This is a genomic window from Alphaproteobacteria bacterium (assembly GCA_041396705.1).
Lineage (GTDB): Bacteria > Pseudomonadota > Alphaproteobacteria > CALKHQ01 > CALKHQ01 > CALKHQ01.
This window is the reverse complement of record JAWKYB010000013.1, coordinates 46,234-63,342: the sequence shown is the minus strand read 5'-3', so window position 1 is coordinate 63,342 and position 17,109 is coordinate 46,234. Positions and strand designations below refer to the sequence as shown.

Here is a 17,109-nt window from a genome sequence, read left to right as displayed (position 1 = left end):
GGATTCCGGCGCGATCGGCAATGGGAGCGTCATGCCGCTACACAGGAGTCCGGCCTGGCTTTTCGCCATCCTCGGCTTGGCGCAGCCGGCGCAGGCCGAGCGCATTCCGCCATTCGCGGCGCAGTTCGGCATTTGGGCGGTGCGCTGCGACCAGTGCAACGACGATGAGGAAAGCATCTGCGCGCTGAGCGGTCGCACCGGCAGCGGCTGGCTGGTGCTGCGGCCGATCGGCGACGAGACCGAACCCGTCCCGCCGCTGGCGATGGAGTATCTGCCGGTGCGCGAACTGCGGTTCGAGACCCGCGGCACGCTCAGCGTGACAGTGGACGACCTGGCCCTGGCGACGCTGGCCGACCCCGACATCGTCTATCTGGCGATGAGCGGCGGGCTCTATGTCGAGGCGCCGGCAACCGCGGCATTGCTGCCAACCCTGCGTGCCGGCCGCACGCTCGGGATGACGTTCCGCGACGAGGACGGCGCCCAATCGGCCGCATTCCCGCTCGACGGTTTCGATGCGGCGCTGCGCGCGATGATGGCGCAGCTGCCGATCCCGCGGCCGACGGCGGCGGAACGGGCCGCCTTCGGCTGCGAGGGTTGAGCCGGCCTACAGGTGCTCCGGCCGCGGCACGCCGGCCATGCGGCCCGCGGGCGTCGCCTTCCAGCCGTCGGCGGCGGGCTCGATCAGGCCCAGGATCTGCAGCCGCTCGATATGCTCCGCCGGGAAATCGGGTGCCATGTCGCCGTTGACGATGTGCTGCAGCGTTTCCCGCTCCTGATCGGTGATCTTGCTCATCGCGTGCCGGTTCCCTTCGCTGTCCCGCCCGGGCGTCCTGGTCCGCCGGCCGTCGGCGAAGGCTCGGGCTTCGGCCGGTCGGCGGCATTGACGTGCATCAATCGGGGGCGAGGGATGTACTGCCGCTCGGTGCCGCGCGGCGCGCAGGGCCGGAAGGACGGCCGGAAAAGAACGCGCCGCGAGTCCGGGCGGACGTCGCGGCGCGTGTCGGCTCGGGGATCAGCCCTGCGGGCCTTCCGGATAGAACGGGGTCGGCTCGTAGCCATTGCCGCCGCCGCCGACGCTGATGTGCCACTGGCGGTCGCAGATCTTCACGACGCCGGATTCGAAGTACTCGTAGTGGCCGCTGCCGCCGGCGCTGAACAGGCCGCCGAGCGCCTTGCCGACCGCCTGGATCGCCTTGCCGAGCCAGGAGAAGAAGCCCTTGTTGGCCTGGTCGAGCGCGATCGCCTGCTCGGTGACTGGCTGGGTGATGTTGAAGCCCTCGGCCGCCAAGTTGGCGGTCGCGGCGGCGCGCAGGCCGGGCATCACGCTGTCGGCGTCGGCCAGCGATTCGGCGCAGTAGCCGGCCGCGATCCACGCCCTTGCGATGTTGTTGGCCTGGTTCTGGTTGACGGCGCCGGTGAAGGCGATCCGCTCGGCCAGCAGATGGTGGATGCCGCGCTGGTCGCCGGTCAGGCAATAGGCATAGGTCATCGCCCGGACGCGGGCGTTGACCGGCAGGTCGATCATGCCGGACTCGGCTGCCGCCATCGAGGCGCCGCCGAACAGGACCAACAGGGCAAGTAGCGCGCGTTTTAGCATTTCGACTCTCCAGTGCTGGGGGGAATTCCGGGGCCCCCGGGGTGATTCCATGCGACGGTGCGATGCTGCCCCGGAATATCGGGAAGCGTAAAGAGGTAGCATCGCGCTTTGATACGACCCGCTCGCCGAATACCTGCGGCCCGAAATCAAAAAAGTTCTTTCACTGCCTGTGCGTACAATCACAGCGTGTCATTTTTTTGCCGCAATGCTTGTTTGACTTCGTCGGCTTGCTGCTGCGCTGGACGCGTGCGCCGCCGCGCTTCATCCGGCGACGAATTCGGTGATCGGGCAGTCCGGGAGGAGTTGCCTGGCGCTGTCCTCGACGTCGATGCGGTGATGCACCGAGAGCACGTGCGAGAGCCCGTCGCCGTCCGACAGCGGCAGGTCGATCCCGAGCACCTTGATGAACGACCGGTTGTGCTGGGTCAGGTAGCCGGAGGCGATGCCGATGAACGGTGCACGGTCCATCTCCGCGAAATATTGCAGTTCGACCCGATGCCACAGCGCCGGCTCGACCGACGCCTCGCCCAGGGTGTTGTTGGTGTAGTCGATGCCCCACCATCGGGTCAGTGTGGTTCCCCACAGCGTGTAGCGCAGGTCGAACGGGTCGCGCTCGACCTTCGCGATGAAGATCTGGCCGAGCCAGCCGACGAAGTCGTAGAAATCGAGATCCTTGCGGGCCGGCAGCCGGCGGCCATCCTTGCGCCGGCTCTGCCAGGTGGCGACCAGGCCCTCGAACAGGCCGAACCGCTCCGGTTCCGTATCCAGCGGGCACATGCCGTATTCCCAGTCGACGCTCATCGCCGCGGCGCCGGCGTCACGCCGGAAAGGTCTCGAGGAAACGACGCTCTCCGTCCGGCGTGAATGCGACGACCCGGCTGCCGGCGCGGCGTCGCGCCCAGCCCTGCGCCTCGATGTGCGCGAGCAGGGCGGCGCCGAGGCTGCCGGCCAGATGGGTGCGGCGCGCGCTCCAGTCCAGGCACGGGCGGCACAGCGGCCTGCGGCCGCGTTCGAGCCGGGCGAGGTCGATGCCAAGCCCGGCGACGAAGGCCCGGCCGGCGCCGCTCAGGCCCAGGTCGCCGGCCCGGTGCGACAGGAACCGGCGCGCCGCCAGGCTGTCGTAGAGGTGCACGCCGAGGTCGCCGGCAAGATGGTCGTAGCAGACCCGCGCCTTGCGCATTGCCGGGTCGGTGGGTCCGGTGCGCGAGCGCAAGAGCCCGCGGCGGGCGGCCAGGCCCATCACGGCCTCCAGCACCGCGCCGACCTCTGCGTCGGCCAGGGTGAAATAGCTGTGGCGGCCCTGGCGGCGGCGCGCGAGCAGACCGGCCTCCTCCAGCCTGGCGAGATGGGCGCTGGCGGTCGGCGCGCCGACCCCGGCTTCCGCCGCCAGTTCGCTTGCCGTCAGTGCCTTGCCGGCCACCAGCGCAGTCAGCATGTTGGCCCGCGCCGGGTCGCCGATCAGCGCGCCGATGCGGGCGATGTCGGGCCCTTCCTTCATGCTTCGACGATAAACGAAGCGTTGTCGTGCGACAATCGGGTAGGAAGTTGCGAACGGACCGGGTTGGCCGGGCCGACGCAGCCGGCGCCGGCATGGGCCGCACCGGGCGGGAAAGGGTCGGTCATGGGACGGGGAATCGCGCATGCGGCATGACGCGCGGGCGGTCGCCGCCGACACGGCGAGCGGGCCGGCCGCAGGTGCGGCGCGGCAGCGGACGCGGCTGCCGCTGGAACTGGCCCTGCTGGCGCTGCTGGCGCTGCTGTGGGGCTCGTCCTACCTGTTCACCAAGGTGGCGGTTGCCGATCTTCCGCCGGTGACGCTGGTTGCCGTGCGCGTGTCGGTGGCGGCGCTGTTCCTGCTCGCCGTGCTGCAGTGGCGCGGCGAGCGGCTGCCGCGCGACCGGCGCACCTGGGGCATGCTGCTGGTGCAGGCGATGCTCAACAGCATCGTCGCCTGGACCGTGCTGGCCTGGGGCCAGGCCCGGGTCGACAGCGGGCTTGCTGCCGTCCTCAACTCGACCTCGCCGCTGTGGGTGTTCCTGATCTCCTGTGCGCTGCCCGGCCACGGGCCGGCCGGGCTGCGGCCGCTGGCCGGCGTCGTCCTGGGCCTCGGCGGCGTGGTGCTGATCGTCGGGGTCGACGCGCTGGCCGGCCTCGGCGCACAGGTCGCCGGGCAGCTGGCGGCGCTGGGCGGGGCGGTGCTCTACGGCGGCGCCGCGATCTACGGCCGGCGCTTCGCCCACCTGCCGCCGGCGGCGACCGCTGCCGGCGCGATGCTGTGGGCGAGCGCGGTGCTGGTGCCGGCCAGCCTGGCGCTGGATCGGCCTTGGACCTTGGCGCCGTCGTTGGAGGCGGCCGCGGCGGCCCTGGCCCTGGGCGTGCTGAGCACCGGCATCGCGCTGATGCTGTATTTCCGCCTGGTCCGCACGCTCGGCTCGATGGGTGTCGCCAGCCAGGCCTTTCTGCGCGCCGGCGTCGGCGTCGGGCTCGGTGTCGTGCTGCTGGGCGAGACGGTGACGCCGGTGGTCGCGGCCGGCGTCGCGCTGGCGATCCTCGGCGTGGCGCTGATCAACTGGCCGCGCCGGAGCCGGCGATAGACCGCGGCTGCTGCAGGGTTGCGCATGGCCGCCGGCTGGGCTTGTTTACGGTCGAGCCGTCGCCACCATGAGGAACCTGCCCGATGCGAATCGTTCTGCTGGCCGTCGCCGTTGCCGGCACCCTGCTCTCCGCCGGCGCCGCCCAGGCCGACCAGCGCTGCCGCCAGGCGCGGCTGACCTTTTTCAACGAGACCGGCGAGCCGATCCGGATCTTCCGTTTCCGCTACTACGACATCGAGGACCAGGTCATGCGGACCAACGACATCCTAAACGCCGACATCGCGGCCGGCGGTGCGGTCACGGTCTACGAGACCCTGGAATATGTGGGCAACGAGGCGATCGGCGACGTCTCGGTGCAGTTCCGCATCGGGCCGGACGGCGGCCGGATGTGGAGCGACCCGAACCCCGCCAGCGTCACCCGCTGCACGACCCACGAGAGCATCAGCCACATTGTGACGCTGCCCTGATGGCGGCGCGGCCCGCGAACGGCCGGCTCAGCCGCCGACCATCAGCCTGACGATCTCGTCGCCGTCGACCTCGTCGATCCGCCGCTCGCCGGCGACCTCGCCGCGGCGCAGCACCACGATGCGGTCGGCCGCGGTCTTGATGTCGATCAGGTTGTGCGAAATGAACAGGATCGCCACGCCCTGCGCCTTCAGCCGCTCGATCAGCGCCATCACCTTGCGCTGCTCCGGCACGCCCAGCGCCGCGGTCGGCTCGTCCATGATCAGGATCTCGGCGTTCCAGTAGATCGCGCGGCCGATCGCCACGGCCTGGCGCTGGCCGCCGCTGAGCGTGCGCACCGGCCGGTCGAGCCGGTGGATGTCCATATCCAGCGTCTCGATGGCGTCGTGGGCCAGCGCGCGCATGCGCCGGCGGTCGAGCACCGGCACGCCGAGCAGCCGGGTCTTCAACTCGCGGCCGAGGAAGACGTTCTCGCCGACGTCGAGGTTGTCGGCCAGCGCCAGGTCCTGGTAGATCGTTTCGATGCCCATGTCGCGGGCCTGGCGCGGGTTGTCGAAATGGCGGGCAACGCCCTTGTAGACGATCTCGCCCTCGTCGGGCTTGTGCACGCCGGAGACGGCCTTGATCAGCGTCGACTTGCCGGCGCCGTTGTCGCCGGCCAGCGCCAGCACCTCGCCGCGCCACAGGTCGAACGACACGTTGCTCAGCGCGGTGACTCCGCCGAAGCGCTTGGTGACGCCGCGCACCGACAGGATCGGCTCGCCGTCGTGGTTCAGGGCGGCTGCGGCCTGGCCCATCACCCCTCCTCGCTGGTGCGTTCGCCGGTCAGCTTGCTGCGCGACTGGTCGATCAGCACCGAGATGATGATGACGAAGCCGACGCCGATGAACTGGTAGAACGGCGGCAGATTGATGAAGACGAGGCCGTATTCGATCACCGCGATGATCAGCGAGCCGATTAGCGTGCCGATCAAGTTGCCGGAACCGCCGAACAGGCTGGCCCCGCCGATCACCACCGCGGCGATGGCATTCAGCAGCAGCGGCTCGCCGGCGTCGGGCGAGCCGGCGGAAAAGCGGCCGGAGTAGATGATGCCGGCGATGCCGGCGAACAGCGCGGCCAGGACGTAGAGATAGACGGTCTGGCGCTTGACCTTGACCCCGGCGCGGACCGCGGCGGCCCGGTTGCCGCCGATGGCGTAGGTGTACTGGCCGAAGCGGGTCTGGCGCAGCACATAGTGCATGGCCAGCAGCAGGGCGACGGCGATCAGGATCGGCAGCGGCAGCTCGCCGAACAGACGCATGTTGCCGATGTCGAACAGGATGCCCTCGCGGTTGTCGATCGGCACGCGGGTGCCGTCGGCGACCAGATAGCCGACGCCGCGGGCGACGCCGTACATGCCCAGGGTGCCGATGAACGGCGGCACCCGCAGCCAGGCGATCAGGAAGCCGTTGACGACGCCGATGACCGTGCAGCCGGCCAGCGTCACCACGACGGCGCCGAAGAAGCCCAGGCCGGCGCCGGCCAGCGGCTCCAGCAGGTTGACGAACAGCGCGACGACGACCGAGGCGAAGCCGACGGTGAAGCCGACCGAAAGGTCGATGCCGCCGGAGATGATGACGAAGGTCTGGCCCATCGCGATCAGCAGCGGCAGCACCGCGTAGACGCCGATGGAGCGCAGGTTGTGGGTGTTGAAGACGAACGAGGTGCCGACGTCGATCTGCGCCCAGACCTCGAAGAAGACGAGCAGCAGCAGCAGGAACAGCCACGACCACGCGCTGGTCAGGAACTCGACCAGGCGCGACGGGCCGGCGATATGGGGGGTGGCGACGGTCTGTGCGGTCATGGCGCGGCGGCGAAGCGGGGCGCGGGCATGGCTGCCCGCGCCCCGGCTGCGACGGTTGCGGCTATTCGCTGTAGATGAACTTCTGCACCTCGGGGTCGTCGACATTCGAGGCGTCGATGACCGTGAAGCCGGTGCCGATCGCGATCGGAATCGACTGGCCGGTCAGGTGGGCATAGGCGCTGACCACGCCGTAATAGCCGATCTCGGCCGGGTGCTGGGCGATCGCCATGTCGACCAGGCCGGACTTGATGTCGTCGACGATCGACTGCGGCGCGTCGAAGGCGACGACGCGGACCTCGCCGGTCGTGCCGGAGGCGCGCACGCCGTTGGCCGCGCCGACGGCGGAGAACAGGTTGGCGCCGAACACGCCGGCCAGGTCGGGGTTGCGGGCCAGCACCGCCTCGAACTGCGAGGCCGCCTTGTTGGCGTCGTCCTCGTTATACTGCGTCTCCAGCACGTGGATGTCCGGGAAATGCTCGGCCATCTCCAGCTTGAATCCCTCCTCGCGCTGGTCGGTGGTGGAGATGCCGGGGTTCACGTTCGAGACATAGACCGATCCGGTCCCGCCGATCGCTTCGGCCAGCGCCCGCGCCGCGATGCGGCCGCCCAGCACGTTGTCGGAGGCGATGTAGCTGAGCGGGAAGTCGCCGTCGCCGCTGCCGTCCTGGTACATGCCGTCGTCGATGAAGGTGTCGACGGTGATCACCGGAATGCCGGCCTCGACCGCCTGGCGCAGCGGCTCGACCAGCTGCACCTTGTCGGTCGGCGCGATCAGGATCGCGTCGGGCTGGCGCGCGATCACGGCGTCCAGCACCGGCACCTGCAGGGTCGGGTTGAACTCGGGTGCGCCCTGGAACAGCAGCTCGACGCCCAGCGCGTCGGCTGCATGCCGCGCCCCGCGCTCCATGGTGATGTAGAAGGCGTCGGTGGTCAGCCCGGGGATCAGTGCGATGGTCATCTCCTGGGCCGAGGCGGACAGCGCCGTTCCGGCGACCAGCGTTCCGGCGACGACGGCGGCCGCCAGGGGGGCTTTGCGATACATCTGATTTTCCTCCCGTTTTTTTCCCGTGCCGCCACGCGGGCTGCACGAGCGGCCTATAGAACCGACGTCGCGGTTGGGAGGCAAGGCCGAATTGGTCGGACCACTTGCGGAGCGGCTCGACTGGCCCCGAACGGAAGCGGGGCGCCCGCAGGCGCCCCGTCCGGATTCCAGTCCGTGCGGGCCGGACGTCAGGCCGCCTTGACGCTGGTCAGGAAGCGGGTGACCGTGGTGCGCAGGTGCTCCGCATTCCGGGCAAGCTCGGCCGAGGTCGAGCTGACCTGGGTCGACGCCGCGCCGGTGCTCTGCGCCGCCTCGTTGACCAGGATAATGTTCTGCGCCACCTCCTGGGTGCCCTGCGTGGCCTCCTGGATGTTGCGCGCGATCTCCTGGGTCGCGGCGTTCTGCTCCTCGACCGCGGCCGCAACGGCGGCGGCGGTCTGCGACAGCGAGCCGATGCGCTCGACGATGAGCTCGATCGACTGCACCGATGCCCCGGTGCGCTGCTGCATCTGACGGATCTGCTCCGCGATCTCGTCGGTCGCCTTGGCCGTCTGGTTGGCCAGGCTCTTCACCTCCGAGGCGACAACCGCAAAGCCCTTGCCGGCATCGCCGGCACGCGCGGCCTCGATGGTCGCATTCAGGGCCAGCAGGTTGGTCTGCTCGGCAATGGCGTTGATCAGGTCGATGACGGTGCCGACCTTGGTCGCCTGATCGGCCAGGCCGCGCACCTCCACGGTGCTGGTCGATGCCGACTCCGACGCCTCGCGGGCGAGCTCGGTCTGTTGCTGGACCTGGCGCGAGATCTCGCTGATCGAGGCCGTGAGCTCCTCGGTCGCGGACGCGACAGTCTGCACGTTGGCGCTCGCCTCCTCGGATGCGGCCGCCACCGTGGCGGCCTGGGCCGAGGTCTCTTCCGCCGTGGCGCTGAGGTCCCTTGCCGTCGTGTTCATCTGGGTCGAGGCGGAAGCCACGCTGTTCAGCATGCCCTCGACCGTGCGCTCGAAATCACGCGTCAGCGATTCGATCCGCTCCGCCCGCGCTTCGCGCGCCGCCTGCGCCTTCTTGGCTTCGGCCTGCAGCTGGTCGTTGCGGATCATGCTCTCCTTGAAGACCAGTACGGCCTTGGCCATGTCGCCCATCTCGTCGCGGCGCTCGGTGGCGGGGATCTCGGTGGCTCGGTCGCCGCCGGCGAGCTGGGTCATGGCTCCGGTCATCGCGATGACCGGCTGGGCGACGGAGCGGCCGATGACCCAGGCGATGACGGCGCCGAGGATCAGGGCAAGGGCAGCGACCCCGGCGACGAGGATCTCTGCCAGGGCAATGCCGGACTTGGTTTCCCACTTAATCGCGGCCTCGACCTCGAGGGCATGCTCGATCAGCCAGTCGATGTCGGCGATGATCGTTGCCGTCAGCGCCGGCATGCGCTCATGGGTCAGCGCGTGCAGCGCCTCCTGATCGTGCACGACCGTCGCGAAAGCCTCGCGGTAGGCCGCGAACTGGGTGGCCGTATCCTCGACCAAGGCCCGGCCGTCGCTGTCGCGGATCGCCGTGCGAAGGCCTTCGATCAAACGCTCGACCTCGGCGAACTCGGCCTCGGCACGGACGACGTGATCGCGGTTGCCGGGCTCGGCCAGCAGCAGCGTCGTGGCTACCTGGGCCATAAGCACGTGTTCCAGGGTGGTGTGCCCCAAGGTCGCGGCGTCGGCGTTGCCGTCCGTTACATGGCCGACGATTTGCTCCAGATCGTGCACCATCTGCTCGCCGGCCGGATTCAGCACGTCGTGGACCAGGGCGTCGAGATGGCCACGGTCGGTTCGGACGGCGTCGAAATCGGCCAGATAGGCCGCGACGTTGTCCCGCACCGCCGCGATTCGCGCGGTCACCTCCGGTCCGGTGGCGACGTCTGCCGACTTCGCCATCTCGGCGACCAGGACATCCGCGGTTTCGACCGCCGCCTGCGCCGCTTCGGCTTCGCCCGTGTTGGCGAAGTCGTGCACTTCGGTGCGCAGCCGCAGGAACTCCGTTTCGACCCGCGATACGGCGCCGGCGAACTCGACCTCGTGCGAGAACGCGTCGACGCTGCGCGAAACGCTGAAGAATCGCCAGATGGCGAAGGCATCCGCCAACAGCATGACGACAAGCACGGCACCGAAGCCGGCAGCGATCCGCTTGCGGACCTTCATGTTGTTGAGCGACGCGAGAATTGAGGCGGTCATGGCATGCGATCCCTTATGCAATCGTCCGGGGGAGGGATGTCAGGACGCGCCGCCGACCCCGCACGGGGCCCGCAGCAGGTTGTGACGGTTGCGTGGCCAAAGCGGCAACGCTGCCGGTGCAGGCACCTGATCTCGTGCGCGCTCGTTCTGCGGAGCGTCGCCCCCTGTCCGCACGCAGACCGCCGGCGGTACACGGCGCATTGCGCAAGTCGTGCAACGCCGCGCGCGCCGCGGCGCCTGGGACCAGGGGAAGGCACAGCATCGTACATCTCCGATGCGACCCGCATCGACGGGCCGACGGGTGGGTTGCCCCCGAGTTTGCCGCCCACCAGTAAAAAGAATATTTCGAGCCGAAACTATCTGCGGTTTGCCGAAGATCACGCCATGCGCCGCGCGACTATTCTCGCAAGTCCTGCATGTAGAATTGGATCCGGCGTGACGCTCGGGATCAACGCCGCCATGAAAGGGCTGAACGTCCGCGAGCGTTTGGCCGCTACCGGATGACGCTCGCGCGTCTGCGCATTCGGCGGCAGTCGGCTATCCGGATTCGTCTTTCTTTGACGCTCGGATCGCCGCATGGCTGCGAGAGGCGCTCGATGCGCCGTCATTCCGGGTCGGCACGCCATCGCGTGAAGCGGACCGGTTGCCTCCCCGCGGCCGACGGCGGCGGTGCGGGATGCTGGAAGCGCGTGCCCGCCATCGCCAGCATGGTGCGGTACTGGCGTGACGTGTCGATCGGTGGCTTGAAGCGGCTGGACTCGTCGGCGCAGTCGGCCTGAAACTTGGCCGCCGAGCGATACGGCGGCGTCGGTGGCATCCGGGCGAAGCGGCGATGCGTCCGATCTTCCGCCCGCTTGGTCCGCTGCGGCCGCGCGAGGCGCACGAGCGGTGGCGGAATCGCTGCCGGCGGTGCGAGGCGGGGATGGTCCGTTGGGACCCCGATCGCGTCGCGGCTGGCCCGAAAAGCGAACGGGGCGCCCGAAGGCGCCCCGAGAGTCTGAGAGGTCGACGGAGGCGCGGGTCAGGCGGCCTTGACCTCGGCCAGGAAGCCCTGAACGGTCCGGCGCAGCTCCTCGGCGTTGCGGGCCAGCTCGCCGGAGGTCGACATCACCTGGGCCGAGGCGGCGCCGGTGCTCTGCGCGGCCTCGGTCACCGAGACGATGTTGGTGGCAACCTGCCGCGTTCCGATGGTCGCCTCCTGGATGTTGCGGGCGATTTCTTCGGTGGCGGCGTTCTGCTGCTCGACGGCCGCCGCAACCGCCGCTGCGGTCTGGGTCACGCTGTCGATCTTGTCGGCGATCAACCTGATCGAATCGACCGACGTCACCGTGCGCTGCTGCATCTGCCGGATCTGCTCCGCGATCTCGTCGGTCGCCCGCGCGGTCTGATTGGCCAGCGACTTGACCTCGGACGCCACCACGGCGAACCCCTTGCCGGCGTCGCCGGCGCGGGCGGCCTCGATCGTGGCATTCAGCGCCAGCAGGTTGGTCTGCTCGGCGATGGCGGTGATCAGGTCGATGACCGTGCCGACCTTCGAGGCCTGCTCCGCCAGCGCCTTGATCTCTTCGGTGCTGCTCGCCGCCGACCGCGAGGCCTGGCCTGCCAGTTCCGTCTGCTGCTGGACCTGGCGTGCGATCTCGCGGATCGAGGCGGTCAACTCCTCGGTCGCGGCGGCGACGGTCTGCACATTCGCGCTGGCCTGCTCCGACGCCGCGGCCACGGTGGTTGCCTGAGCGGAGGTTTGCTCTGCCGTGGCGGCCAGGTCGCTGGCCGTGGTGTTCATCTGGGTCGAAGCGGAGGCGACCGTGTTGAGCACGACCTCGACCTGCTTCTCGAACCCGGCATTCAGGCTCTCGATGCGCTGTCCGCGGGCGACCCGTGCCTCCTGCTCTTGCGCCTGGGCGGCTTGCAGGTCGCGAGCCCGGATCATGTTTTCCTTGAACACCAGCGTGGTCCTGGCCATGTCGCCGACCTCGTCGTGACGCTCGCCGCCGGGTACCGCGGCGGAGAAGTCGCCTTCCGACAGCTTCGCCATGCAACCGGTCAGCGAACGCACCGGCGTGACGATCGACCGCGCGGTCAGCCACACCGTGACCGCGGCCAGCGCCAGCCCGACGGCCAGCATCGACCAGAGCACGATTTCCAGCAGCCTGGTCTGGTCGGAGATCGCGGTTGCGTCGTTCTGCAGTAGGTCGGTCTGCGTATCGCTCATGCCGCCGGCGCGCGCACCGGTGTCGCCGACGGGGCCGGCCAGGATCGTCAGCAGCGCGCCCGCGCGGGGTGCGGCCTCGGTGATCAGAAGATACTGGGCTTCGTTCCAGCGGTCCGATCCGCGGATCTCGAACATGCGGCCCGGCAGCGGGACAAAGGCTTCGCGATCGGCGCTGAAGGAGTCGAACGCGGCCCGCTGGTCGGCGGTCATCAGCGATCGCATTGTCGCCAGGGCCTCGAAACGGGTCTGGTTGGTGCTCCAGGTCCGGTCGAACTGCGCGCGGAAATCGGCGTTGCCGCTGAGCAGATAGGCGCGGATGTTGGCGAGAGACATCGCCAGGCTGCCACGAACGTCTGCCATGGCCAGCAGCAGCGCCTTTCGCTCCGGCGTGCTCGGCTCGCTGGCCTCGGCGTCGATCATTGCCGTGATCTGGGCGATCATGTTCCCGGCCAGCGGGGCCGCTTCGGTCACCAGGATCTGGGTCGCCGGCAGCTCGTCGGGCGTGTTTGCGATCGCCTCGACCTGCGCCTGGGCGGCGCGGAACGCCTCGAGAATGGGCTTGGCCTCTGCCCACAGCTCGACATTTTGCGGGTTTGTCCAGTCGGCCGACAGCCGGTCCATTGTCGCAATCGTCTGGTCGATGTCGGCCCAGACCGCGCCGCGTTCGGTGCGGAAATTGTCCTTGCCCGTCAGCATCCAGCCGCGCAGCGCCGCCAGCGACGCATAGATGTCGCTGACCAGCCTGCCGCTGGCAGTGGCCGTCGGCTGACGCAGCTGCACCATCCGGTCCACCAGCGTGCTCGATTGCGAGACCATGAACATCGTCGTACCGACGACGCCGGCGAGAATGAGGCAAATGGCCGAAAAGCCCAGCACCAGCCGGCCGCGGATCTTCATCCGTCGCAGAATCGTTCCCATGTTCAATCCATCCAAAGGGGATATGCTCGTTCCCCTTTATGCGTCGGGAATGCTTAACGCTTGCACAATTCGGAAAGAGATAGCTCAAAAAATGGGCAATGCACTGTCCATACTGAAAAAAGCGACGTGCAGTTCCCCAGGCGCAGGCAACGGAACCCTTGATCGTTGGTTAACGTTGGCCAATCCAATTTTTCAAATCGTGCGCTCGCTCCAATATTCGGCCGACTGCATCTCGTTCAGCCGACTTGCCGTTCTCTTGAACTCGAAAGCCAGCGTCTTGCCGCGATAAAGATCCTGCGGCGGCGCGTCGGCCGCCATCACCAGCTTGGTGCGGTGCTCGTAAAGCGTGTCGATCAGCAGCATGAACCGCTTGGTTTCGTCGGCGCGGTCGGCCGGCAGCCGGGGCACCCCCGACAGCACCAGCGCGTGGAAGGTCTCGCACAGGGCGATGAAGTCGGAGGCCCCGCGCGGTTGCCGGCACAGCAGGTCGTAGTCGACCCGTGCCGCACCCTTGGCGTGGCACGCCACCGGCAGCGGCCGCCCGTCGACCGTCAACGTCACCGGCTCGCCGGCGGCATCGTCGGTCAGCCGTGCGAAGGCGTCGGCCAGCGCGCGATCGGCCGCCGCGCCGAGCGGCACGAAATACACAGGCTGGCCGATCATCCGGGCGAGGCGGTAGTCCTTCGCCGCCTTCAGCTCGATGATCTCGCAGCGCGCCCGCACCAGATCGATGAACGGCAGGAAGGATTCGCGCTGCAGGCCGTGCTCGTACAGCAGTTCGGGCGGCCAGTTCGAGGTGGCGACCATGACCAGCCCGCGTTCGAACAGCGCGGTGAACAGCCGCGACAGGATCATTGCGTCGGCGATGTCGGTGACGTGGAACTCGTCGAAGCACAGCAGCGTCGTCTGTGCGGCGATCTTGTCGGCCAGCGGCGGGATCGGATCGTCGATCGCACGGCCGCCGTCGCGAGCCGCCTTGCGCCAGCCGTGCACCGTCCGGTGCACCTCCAGCATGAAGGCGTGGAAGTGGACCCGGCGCTTGGCCGCCACCGGCACCTGGGCGAAGAACAGGTCCATCAGCATGGACTTGCCGCGGCCGACGTCGCCGTGGATGTACAGGCCGCGCGGCGCCGTCGGCACGGGCGCGGGCTCCCCGACCAGGCGGGCGATCCAGCGCCCGAGGCCTGCGGCCGGCTGCGCCGGCGCGGCAGCCTTGTGACCGGCCAGGGCGTCGTGCAGCTGCTGCAGCGCGTCCACCGCCTCCGCCTGCGCCGGGTCCGGCACGATCGTGCCTGCGGCAAGCAGCGCGCGATAGGCGGCGCGCGGGCCGGTGGTGGTCGCCTGGGGTCGCAGCATGTTCATCGGGATTGCGGGTCGCGGGCCAGTGGGGCGGACCATAGGAACGGTTGCGGGTTCGGGCAAGCGGCTCCGCACCGCCGAACGCGGACCCGATTGTCGGCACAATTCTAGGCTAGCCTGCCTTTCGTGGGAATGAACGGACGGGGTTGGCCATGAAGGCACGAGCGGCAACGGGCGCCGCCGCGGCGCTGCTGGCGGGATGGGCCGCCTGCGCCGCGGCGCAGGAAGGCGGGTCGATGCTGACCGGGCCGCAGACGGTGCAGCTGACGCAGAGCGCGCTCACGGTGCTGGGCCACGACCCCGGGCCGGTCGACGGCGCGATCGGACCGCAGACCCGCGCCGCGCTGGACGCCTTCGCCGCGGCGAGCGGGCTGGAGATCGGCTGGGACGGCACCGTCGTCGACCAGGGCCAGGCGCTGTCGCTGAACGTGGCGGCGATGACGGCGCTGGGCGAGCGCCTGGGCCATTATCCCGATGGCAGCTACCTGGAAATCGCGCTGGTCCCCTACGAACAGACCGAGGATCTGCTGGCCGGCCGCATCGCCTTTCTGACCGATGCCGCCGACCTGATCTGCGCCGACCACCCGTCGGAGCTCGCCGAGCTCGACGGCCTGATCTTCATCGAGCCCGGCCAGGCGCCGGTGGTGGTGGCGCCGCAGGGCGACGCCCTGCTGTTCCTGCCGCGCACCGGCCGTTGGCACGAGGAAGCCGAGGTCGGACGGATCGTCATGCTCGACGCCGACAGCTTCGCGCTGCAGCGCGAGGGCGACAACACCGTCTATGCCCGCTGCCTTGCCTCGCCCGTGCTGCGCGAGGGGTGAGCGCCGCACCCGGCCAAATCCGGAACCAGGGATAGAGATCGATGCATTTGCATAAACCGGCATGTGCCGCCCTTGCCGCCGCCTTGTCGCTTGCCGCCGCGCCGGCGCTGGCCAGCGACGGGCCGCCGTCGCAGACCCAGGACGTGCAGATCGCGCAGAGCACGCTCAGCCTGCTCGGCTACTACGACGGGTCGCTCGACGGCGACTTCGACCAGGCGACCCGTGCGGCGCTGGAGCGCGCGCTGCTCGATACGCACTACGCCGGCGCCTTCGACAGCCTGGACGCGCCGGTCATGGGCTTCCTGGCCTCGCTGGCCGGCCCGGCACTGGCCGAGGCGTTCGGCACCGACCCGACCGGCACCTGGGACGTCGACCTGTCCGGCCTGTCGGCGGACGAACGCCGGGCCCTGCTCGACCTGCACCAATGGGAGTCGCTCGCGCTGTGCGCCTCGCCGCTGGCCATGCACATCCAGGGCATGGCGCTGGGCACCTGGCTGTACGGCTTCACCGGCGCGCTGACACTAGCGGACGGCGCGCTGACCCCGCTGCCTGACCCGGAGCGTCCGGACCACCCGCAGCCCGGCTTCACCTTCGTCGACGTCGACACGATGCAGCGGGTGGTCGACGGCGCGATCGAGACCTGGCACCGCTGCAAATAATCCGTGCCGCAGTGAACCGCGCCGCCTGCCGCCGCGACACCAGCGTATCTGAACATCGTTCACGGGGAAATCAGATGCGTGGATTGAGCGTGATTGCAGCCGCGGTGCTCGCCGCCTCCGCGGCCCAGGCGAGCGACGGGCTGTCGCCGGCCCAGGAAATCCAGGTGCTGCAGAGCGGCCTAGCCATCCTGGGCTACGAACCGGGTGCGATCGACGGCCGGATCGGGCCGCAGACCCGCGCGGCCATTGCCGCGTTCGGCACGGCGAACGGCATTGCTGTCGGTGGGACCGAGGTCTCTGCGGCACTGCTCGACGCGGTTCAGGCCGCCATGGAACCGGTGCTGATCGCCCGGCTGGGCGGCGATCCGACCGGCATCTGGGACCTCGACTGGTCGGCAAGCGGGCTGGGGCCCGACGCGGCCAGCGGCGCGCGATGCCGGTCGGACTGGGTGTTCGTGATCGCCGACGGCGTCGTCTGGCGCAACCGGCTTGCCGACTGGCCGCTGGTGATGGCCCTGGTCGGCGACGGTCTGGAGGTGCAGACGCCGCCGGGCGGCGACTTCGTCGAGCCTTACGCGTTCGAATTTGTCGACGCGAACACGATGCGCCGCTCGGTCGAAGGCACGACCGAGATTTGGGTGCGCTGCGGCGAGACCTGATCGGGCCGCGACTGGAAACGGACCGGGATTTCGCCCAGATTTGCCAGGACGATCGCGCGACCCGGCGATCCAGAACGGAGGAACAGCATGCGCAAGCCCATCCTTGCCGCGACATTGACCGTGATGGCGGCCGCCGCCCAGGCCGGCGAGCCGATGTCGCCGGGCCAGGAGATCCAGGCGATCCAGAGCGGGCTGACCATCCTGGGGTACGATCCCGGGCCGGTCGACGGGCTGATGGGCGCGCGCACGCGGGCCGCCATCGCCGCCTTCGAGCGGGACACCGGCTTCGTCGAGAGCGACGCGGTGCCGGAGGGCCTGCTGATCAATGCGGTGCTCGATGCGACCGGGCCGGCGCTGGCCGAGCGGTTCGGCCTCGACCCGACCGGGTCGTGGGACCTCGACCGCGAGGCCAGCGGCTATGGCGCGGCGGAGCCGGGCCAGGAGACCTGTGCAGGCGGCGGCCACTGGTACTTCTCCGGCGGTATCGTCTGGCGCGACTTCGACAGCGGCTCTCCGCTGGTGCTGGCGCTGAACGGCGACCGGCTGGAGACGGTGCCGCTGCCGTCGGGCGAGTTCATCGAAGCCAATGCGTTCGTCGTGGTCGACGACCGCACCATGCACCGGCTGGTCGAGGGCGAGACCGAAGTGTGGGTGCTGTGCGACGACTGGGGTGCCGACGACGGCACGCCCGATGCCCCGGCCGAGGACACGCCGGCGCAATAGC

At 69.4% G+C, this 17,109-nt stretch carries 18 protein-coding genes; 7 read left to right on the top strand and 11 right to left on the bottom strand.

Going from position 1 to position 17,109, the window contains the following annotated elements:
• The first annotated feature begins 31 nt into the window (after window positions 1–31).
• On the top strand, window positions 32–598 hold the full coding sequence (locus tag R3F55_18330; GenBank protein MEZ5669351.1) for a hypothetical protein: 567 nt from the start codon (window positions 32–34) through the stop codon (window positions 596–598).
• Between the two features lie 6 nt (window positions 599–604).
• Here the strand turns inward: R3F55_18330 and R3F55_18325 are convergent, their stop codons facing one another.
• The 4 genes from R3F55_18325 to R3F55_18310 all read right to left on the bottom strand — a co-directional run bounded on the left by R3F55_18325 (window position 605) and on the right by R3F55_18310 (window position 3,095).
• A complete protein-coding gene (locus R3F55_18325) occupies window positions 605–793 on the bottom strand; it encodes a hypothetical protein (GenBank protein MEZ5669350.1) in 189 nt (62 codons plus the stop codon).
• 219 nt (window positions 794–1,012) lie between these two features.
• A complete protein-coding gene (locus R3F55_18320; GenBank protein ID MEZ5669349.1) occupies window positions 1,013–1,597 on the bottom strand; it encodes a hypothetical protein in 585 nt (194 codons plus the stop codon).
• A gap of 261 nt (window positions 1,598–1,858) precedes the next feature.
• Entirely contained in the window at window positions 1,859–2,398 is a 540-nt protein-coding gene (locus R3F55_18315) for a PAS domain-containing protein (protein ID MEZ5669348.1), read from the bottom strand.
• Between the two features lie 16 nt (window positions 2,399–2,414).
• A complete protein-coding gene (locus tag R3F55_18310; protein MEZ5669347.1) occupies window positions 2,415–3,095 on the bottom strand; it encodes a metalloregulator ArsR/SmtB family transcription factor in 681 nt (226 codons plus the stop codon).
• 142 nt (window positions 3,096–3,237) lie between these two features.
• On the opposite strand from R3F55_18310, the gene R3F55_18305 reads away from it, so the two are divergent.
• Together R3F55_18305 and R3F55_18300 are read left to right on the top strand one after the other, a co-directional pair.
• The gene (locus R3F55_18305; GenBank protein MEZ5669346.1) at window positions 3,238–4,191 is read left to right on the top strand and encodes an EamA family transporter; all 954 of its coding nucleotides are present in this window, start codon (window positions 3,238–3,240) and stop codon (window positions 4,189–4,191) included.
• Between the two features lie 83 nt (window positions 4,192–4,274).
• Window positions 4,275–4,658 (top strand): hypothetical protein, encoded by a 384-nt coding sequence (locus R3F55_18300; GenBank protein MEZ5669345.1) that lies wholly within the window; start codon window positions 4,275–4,277, stop codon window positions 4,656–4,658.
• Window positions 4,659–4,685: 27 nt separating this feature from the next.
• Here R3F55_18300 and R3F55_18295 read toward each other — a convergent pair whose 3' ends face one another.
• The 7 genes from R3F55_18295 to zapE form a co-directional block, all read right to left on the bottom strand.
• Window positions 4,686–5,453, bottom strand: coding sequence for an ATP-binding cassette domain-containing protein (locus R3F55_18295; GenBank protein MEZ5669344.1), 768 nt, complete (start codon window positions 5,451–5,453; stop codon window positions 4,686–4,688).
• Window positions 5,453–6,499, bottom strand: coding sequence for a ribose ABC transporter (locus tag R3F55_18290; protein ID MEZ5669343.1), 1,047 nt, complete (start codon window positions 6,497–6,499; stop codon window positions 5,453–5,455). The genes R3F55_18295 and R3F55_18290 overlap by 1 nt, the downstream gene beginning before the upstream one ends.
• A 61-nt stretch (window positions 6,500–6,560) precedes the next feature.
• The gene (locus R3F55_18285; protein ID MEZ5669342.1) at window positions 6,561–7,541 is read right to left on the bottom strand and encodes an ABC transporter substrate-binding protein; all 981 of its coding nucleotides are present in this window, start codon (window positions 7,539–7,541) and stop codon (window positions 6,561–6,563) included.
• Between the two features lie 188 nt (window positions 7,542–7,729).
• The gene (locus R3F55_18280) at window positions 7,730–9,757 is read right to left on the bottom strand and encodes a methyl-accepting chemotaxis protein (GenBank protein ID MEZ5669341.1); all 2,028 of its coding nucleotides are present in this window, start codon (window positions 9,755–9,757) and stop codon (window positions 7,730–7,732) included.
• 604 nt (window positions 9,758–10,361) lie between these two features.
• The gene (locus R3F55_18275; protein ID MEZ5669340.1) at window positions 10,362–10,574 is read right to left on the bottom strand and encodes a hypothetical protein; all 213 of its coding nucleotides are present in this window, start codon (window positions 10,572–10,574) and stop codon (window positions 10,362–10,364) included.
• Between the two features lie 204 nt (window positions 10,575–10,778).
• A complete protein-coding gene (locus R3F55_18270) occupies window positions 10,779–12,887 on the bottom strand; it encodes a methyl-accepting chemotaxis protein (GenBank protein ID MEZ5669339.1) in 2,109 nt (702 codons plus the stop codon).
• Window positions 12,888–13,079: 192 nt separating this feature from the next.
• On the bottom strand, window positions 13,080–14,243 hold the full coding sequence (gene zapE, locus R3F55_18265; protein ID MEZ5669338.1) for a cell division protein ZapE: 1,164 nt from the start codon (window positions 14,241–14,243) through the stop codon (window positions 13,080–13,082).
• A 155-nt stretch (window positions 14,244–14,398) separates the two neighbouring features.
• Here zapE and R3F55_18260 point away from each other — a divergent pair, with 155 nt between their 5' ends.
• The 4 genes from R3F55_18260 to R3F55_18245 all read left to right on the top strand — a co-directional run bounded on the left by R3F55_18260 (window position 14,399) and on the right by R3F55_18245 (window position 17,108).
• Window positions 14,399–15,067 (top strand): hypothetical protein, encoded by a 669-nt coding sequence (locus R3F55_18260; GenBank protein ID MEZ5669337.1) that lies wholly within the window; start codon window positions 14,399–14,401, stop codon window positions 15,065–15,067.
• Between the two features lie 41 nt (window positions 15,068–15,108).
• The gene (locus tag R3F55_18255) at window positions 15,109–15,726 is read left to right on the top strand and encodes a peptidoglycan-binding protein (GenBank protein ID MEZ5669336.1); all 618 of its coding nucleotides are present in this window, start codon (window positions 15,109–15,111) and stop codon (window positions 15,724–15,726) included.
• Between the two features lie 11 nt (window positions 15,727–15,737).
• Window positions 15,738–16,385, top strand: coding sequence for a peptidoglycan-binding domain-containing protein (locus R3F55_18250; protein ID MEZ5669335.1), 648 nt, complete (start codon window positions 15,738–15,740; stop codon window positions 16,383–16,385).
• 87 nt (window positions 16,386–16,472) lie between these two features.
• Complete coding sequence (locus R3F55_18245; protein MEZ5669334.1) at window positions 16,473–17,108, top strand: peptidoglycan-binding domain-containing protein; 636 nt, start codon at window positions 16,473–16,475, stop codon at window positions 17,106–17,108.
• The last annotated feature ends 1 nt before the right edge of the window (window position 17,109 follow it).

Bases quoted from the DNA above. Each gene is read 5' to 3' on its own strand.
- R3F55_18290 (MEZ5669343.1), bottom strand. From the start codon at position 6,499: ATGACCGCACAGACCGTCGCCACCCCCCATATCGCCGGCCCGTCGCGC.
- R3F55_18300 (MEZ5669345.1), top strand. From the start codon at position 4,275: ATGCGAATCGTTCTGCTGGCCGTCGCCGTTGCCGGCACCCTGCTCTCC.
- R3F55_18330 (MEZ5669351.1), top strand. From the start codon at position 32: ATGCCGCTACACAGGAGTCCGGCCTGGCTTTTCGCCATCCTCGGCTTG.
- R3F55_18320 (MEZ5669349.1), bottom strand. From the start codon at position 1,597: ATGCTAAAACGCGCGCTACTTGCCCTGTTGGTCCTGTTCGGCGGCGCC.
- R3F55_18275 (MEZ5669340.1), bottom strand. From the start codon at position 10,574: ATGCCACCGACGCCGCCGTATCGCTCGGCGGCCAAGTTTCAGGCCGAC.
- R3F55_18285 (MEZ5669342.1), bottom strand. From the start codon at position 7,541: ATGTATCGCAAAGCCCCCCTGGCGGCCGCCGTCGTCGCCGGAACGCTG.
- R3F55_18325 (MEZ5669350.1), bottom strand. From the start codon at position 793: ATGAGCAAGATCACCGATCAGGAGCGGGAAACGCTGCAGCACATCGTC.
- zapE (MEZ5669338.1), bottom strand. From the start codon at position 14,243: ATGCTGCGACCCCAGGCGACCACCACCGGCCCGCGCGCCGCCTATCGC.
- R3F55_18260 (MEZ5669337.1), top strand. From the start codon at position 14,399: ATGAAGGCACGAGCGGCAACGGGCGCCGCCGCGGCGCTGCTGGCGGGA.
- R3F55_18270 (MEZ5669339.1), bottom strand. From the start codon at position 12,887: ATGGGAACGATTCTGCGACGGATGAAGATCCGCGGCCGGCTGGTGCTG.
- R3F55_18315 (MEZ5669348.1), bottom strand. From the start codon at position 2,398: ATGAGCGTCGACTGGGAATACGGCATGTGCCCGCTGGATACGGAACCG.
- R3F55_18245 (MEZ5669334.1), top strand. From the start codon at position 16,473: ATGCGCAAGCCCATCCTTGCCGCGACATTGACCGTGATGGCGGCCGCC.
- R3F55_18295 (MEZ5669344.1), bottom strand. From the start codon at position 5,453: ATGGGCCAGGCCGCAGCCGCCCTGAACCACGACGGCGAGCCGATCCTG.
- R3F55_18280 (MEZ5669341.1), bottom strand. From the start codon at position 9,757: ATGACCGCCTCAATTCTCGCGTCGCTCAACAACATGAAGGTCCGCAAG.
- R3F55_18305 (MEZ5669346.1), top strand. From the start codon at position 3,238: ATGCGGCATGACGCGCGGGCGGTCGCCGCCGACACGGCGAGCGGGCCG.
- R3F55_18255 (MEZ5669336.1), top strand. From the start codon at position 15,109: ATGCATTTGCATAAACCGGCATGTGCCGCCCTTGCCGCCGCCTTGTCG.
- R3F55_18310 (MEZ5669347.1), bottom strand. From the start codon at position 3,095: ATGAAGGAAGGGCCCGACATCGCCCGCATCGGCGCGCTGATCGGCGAC.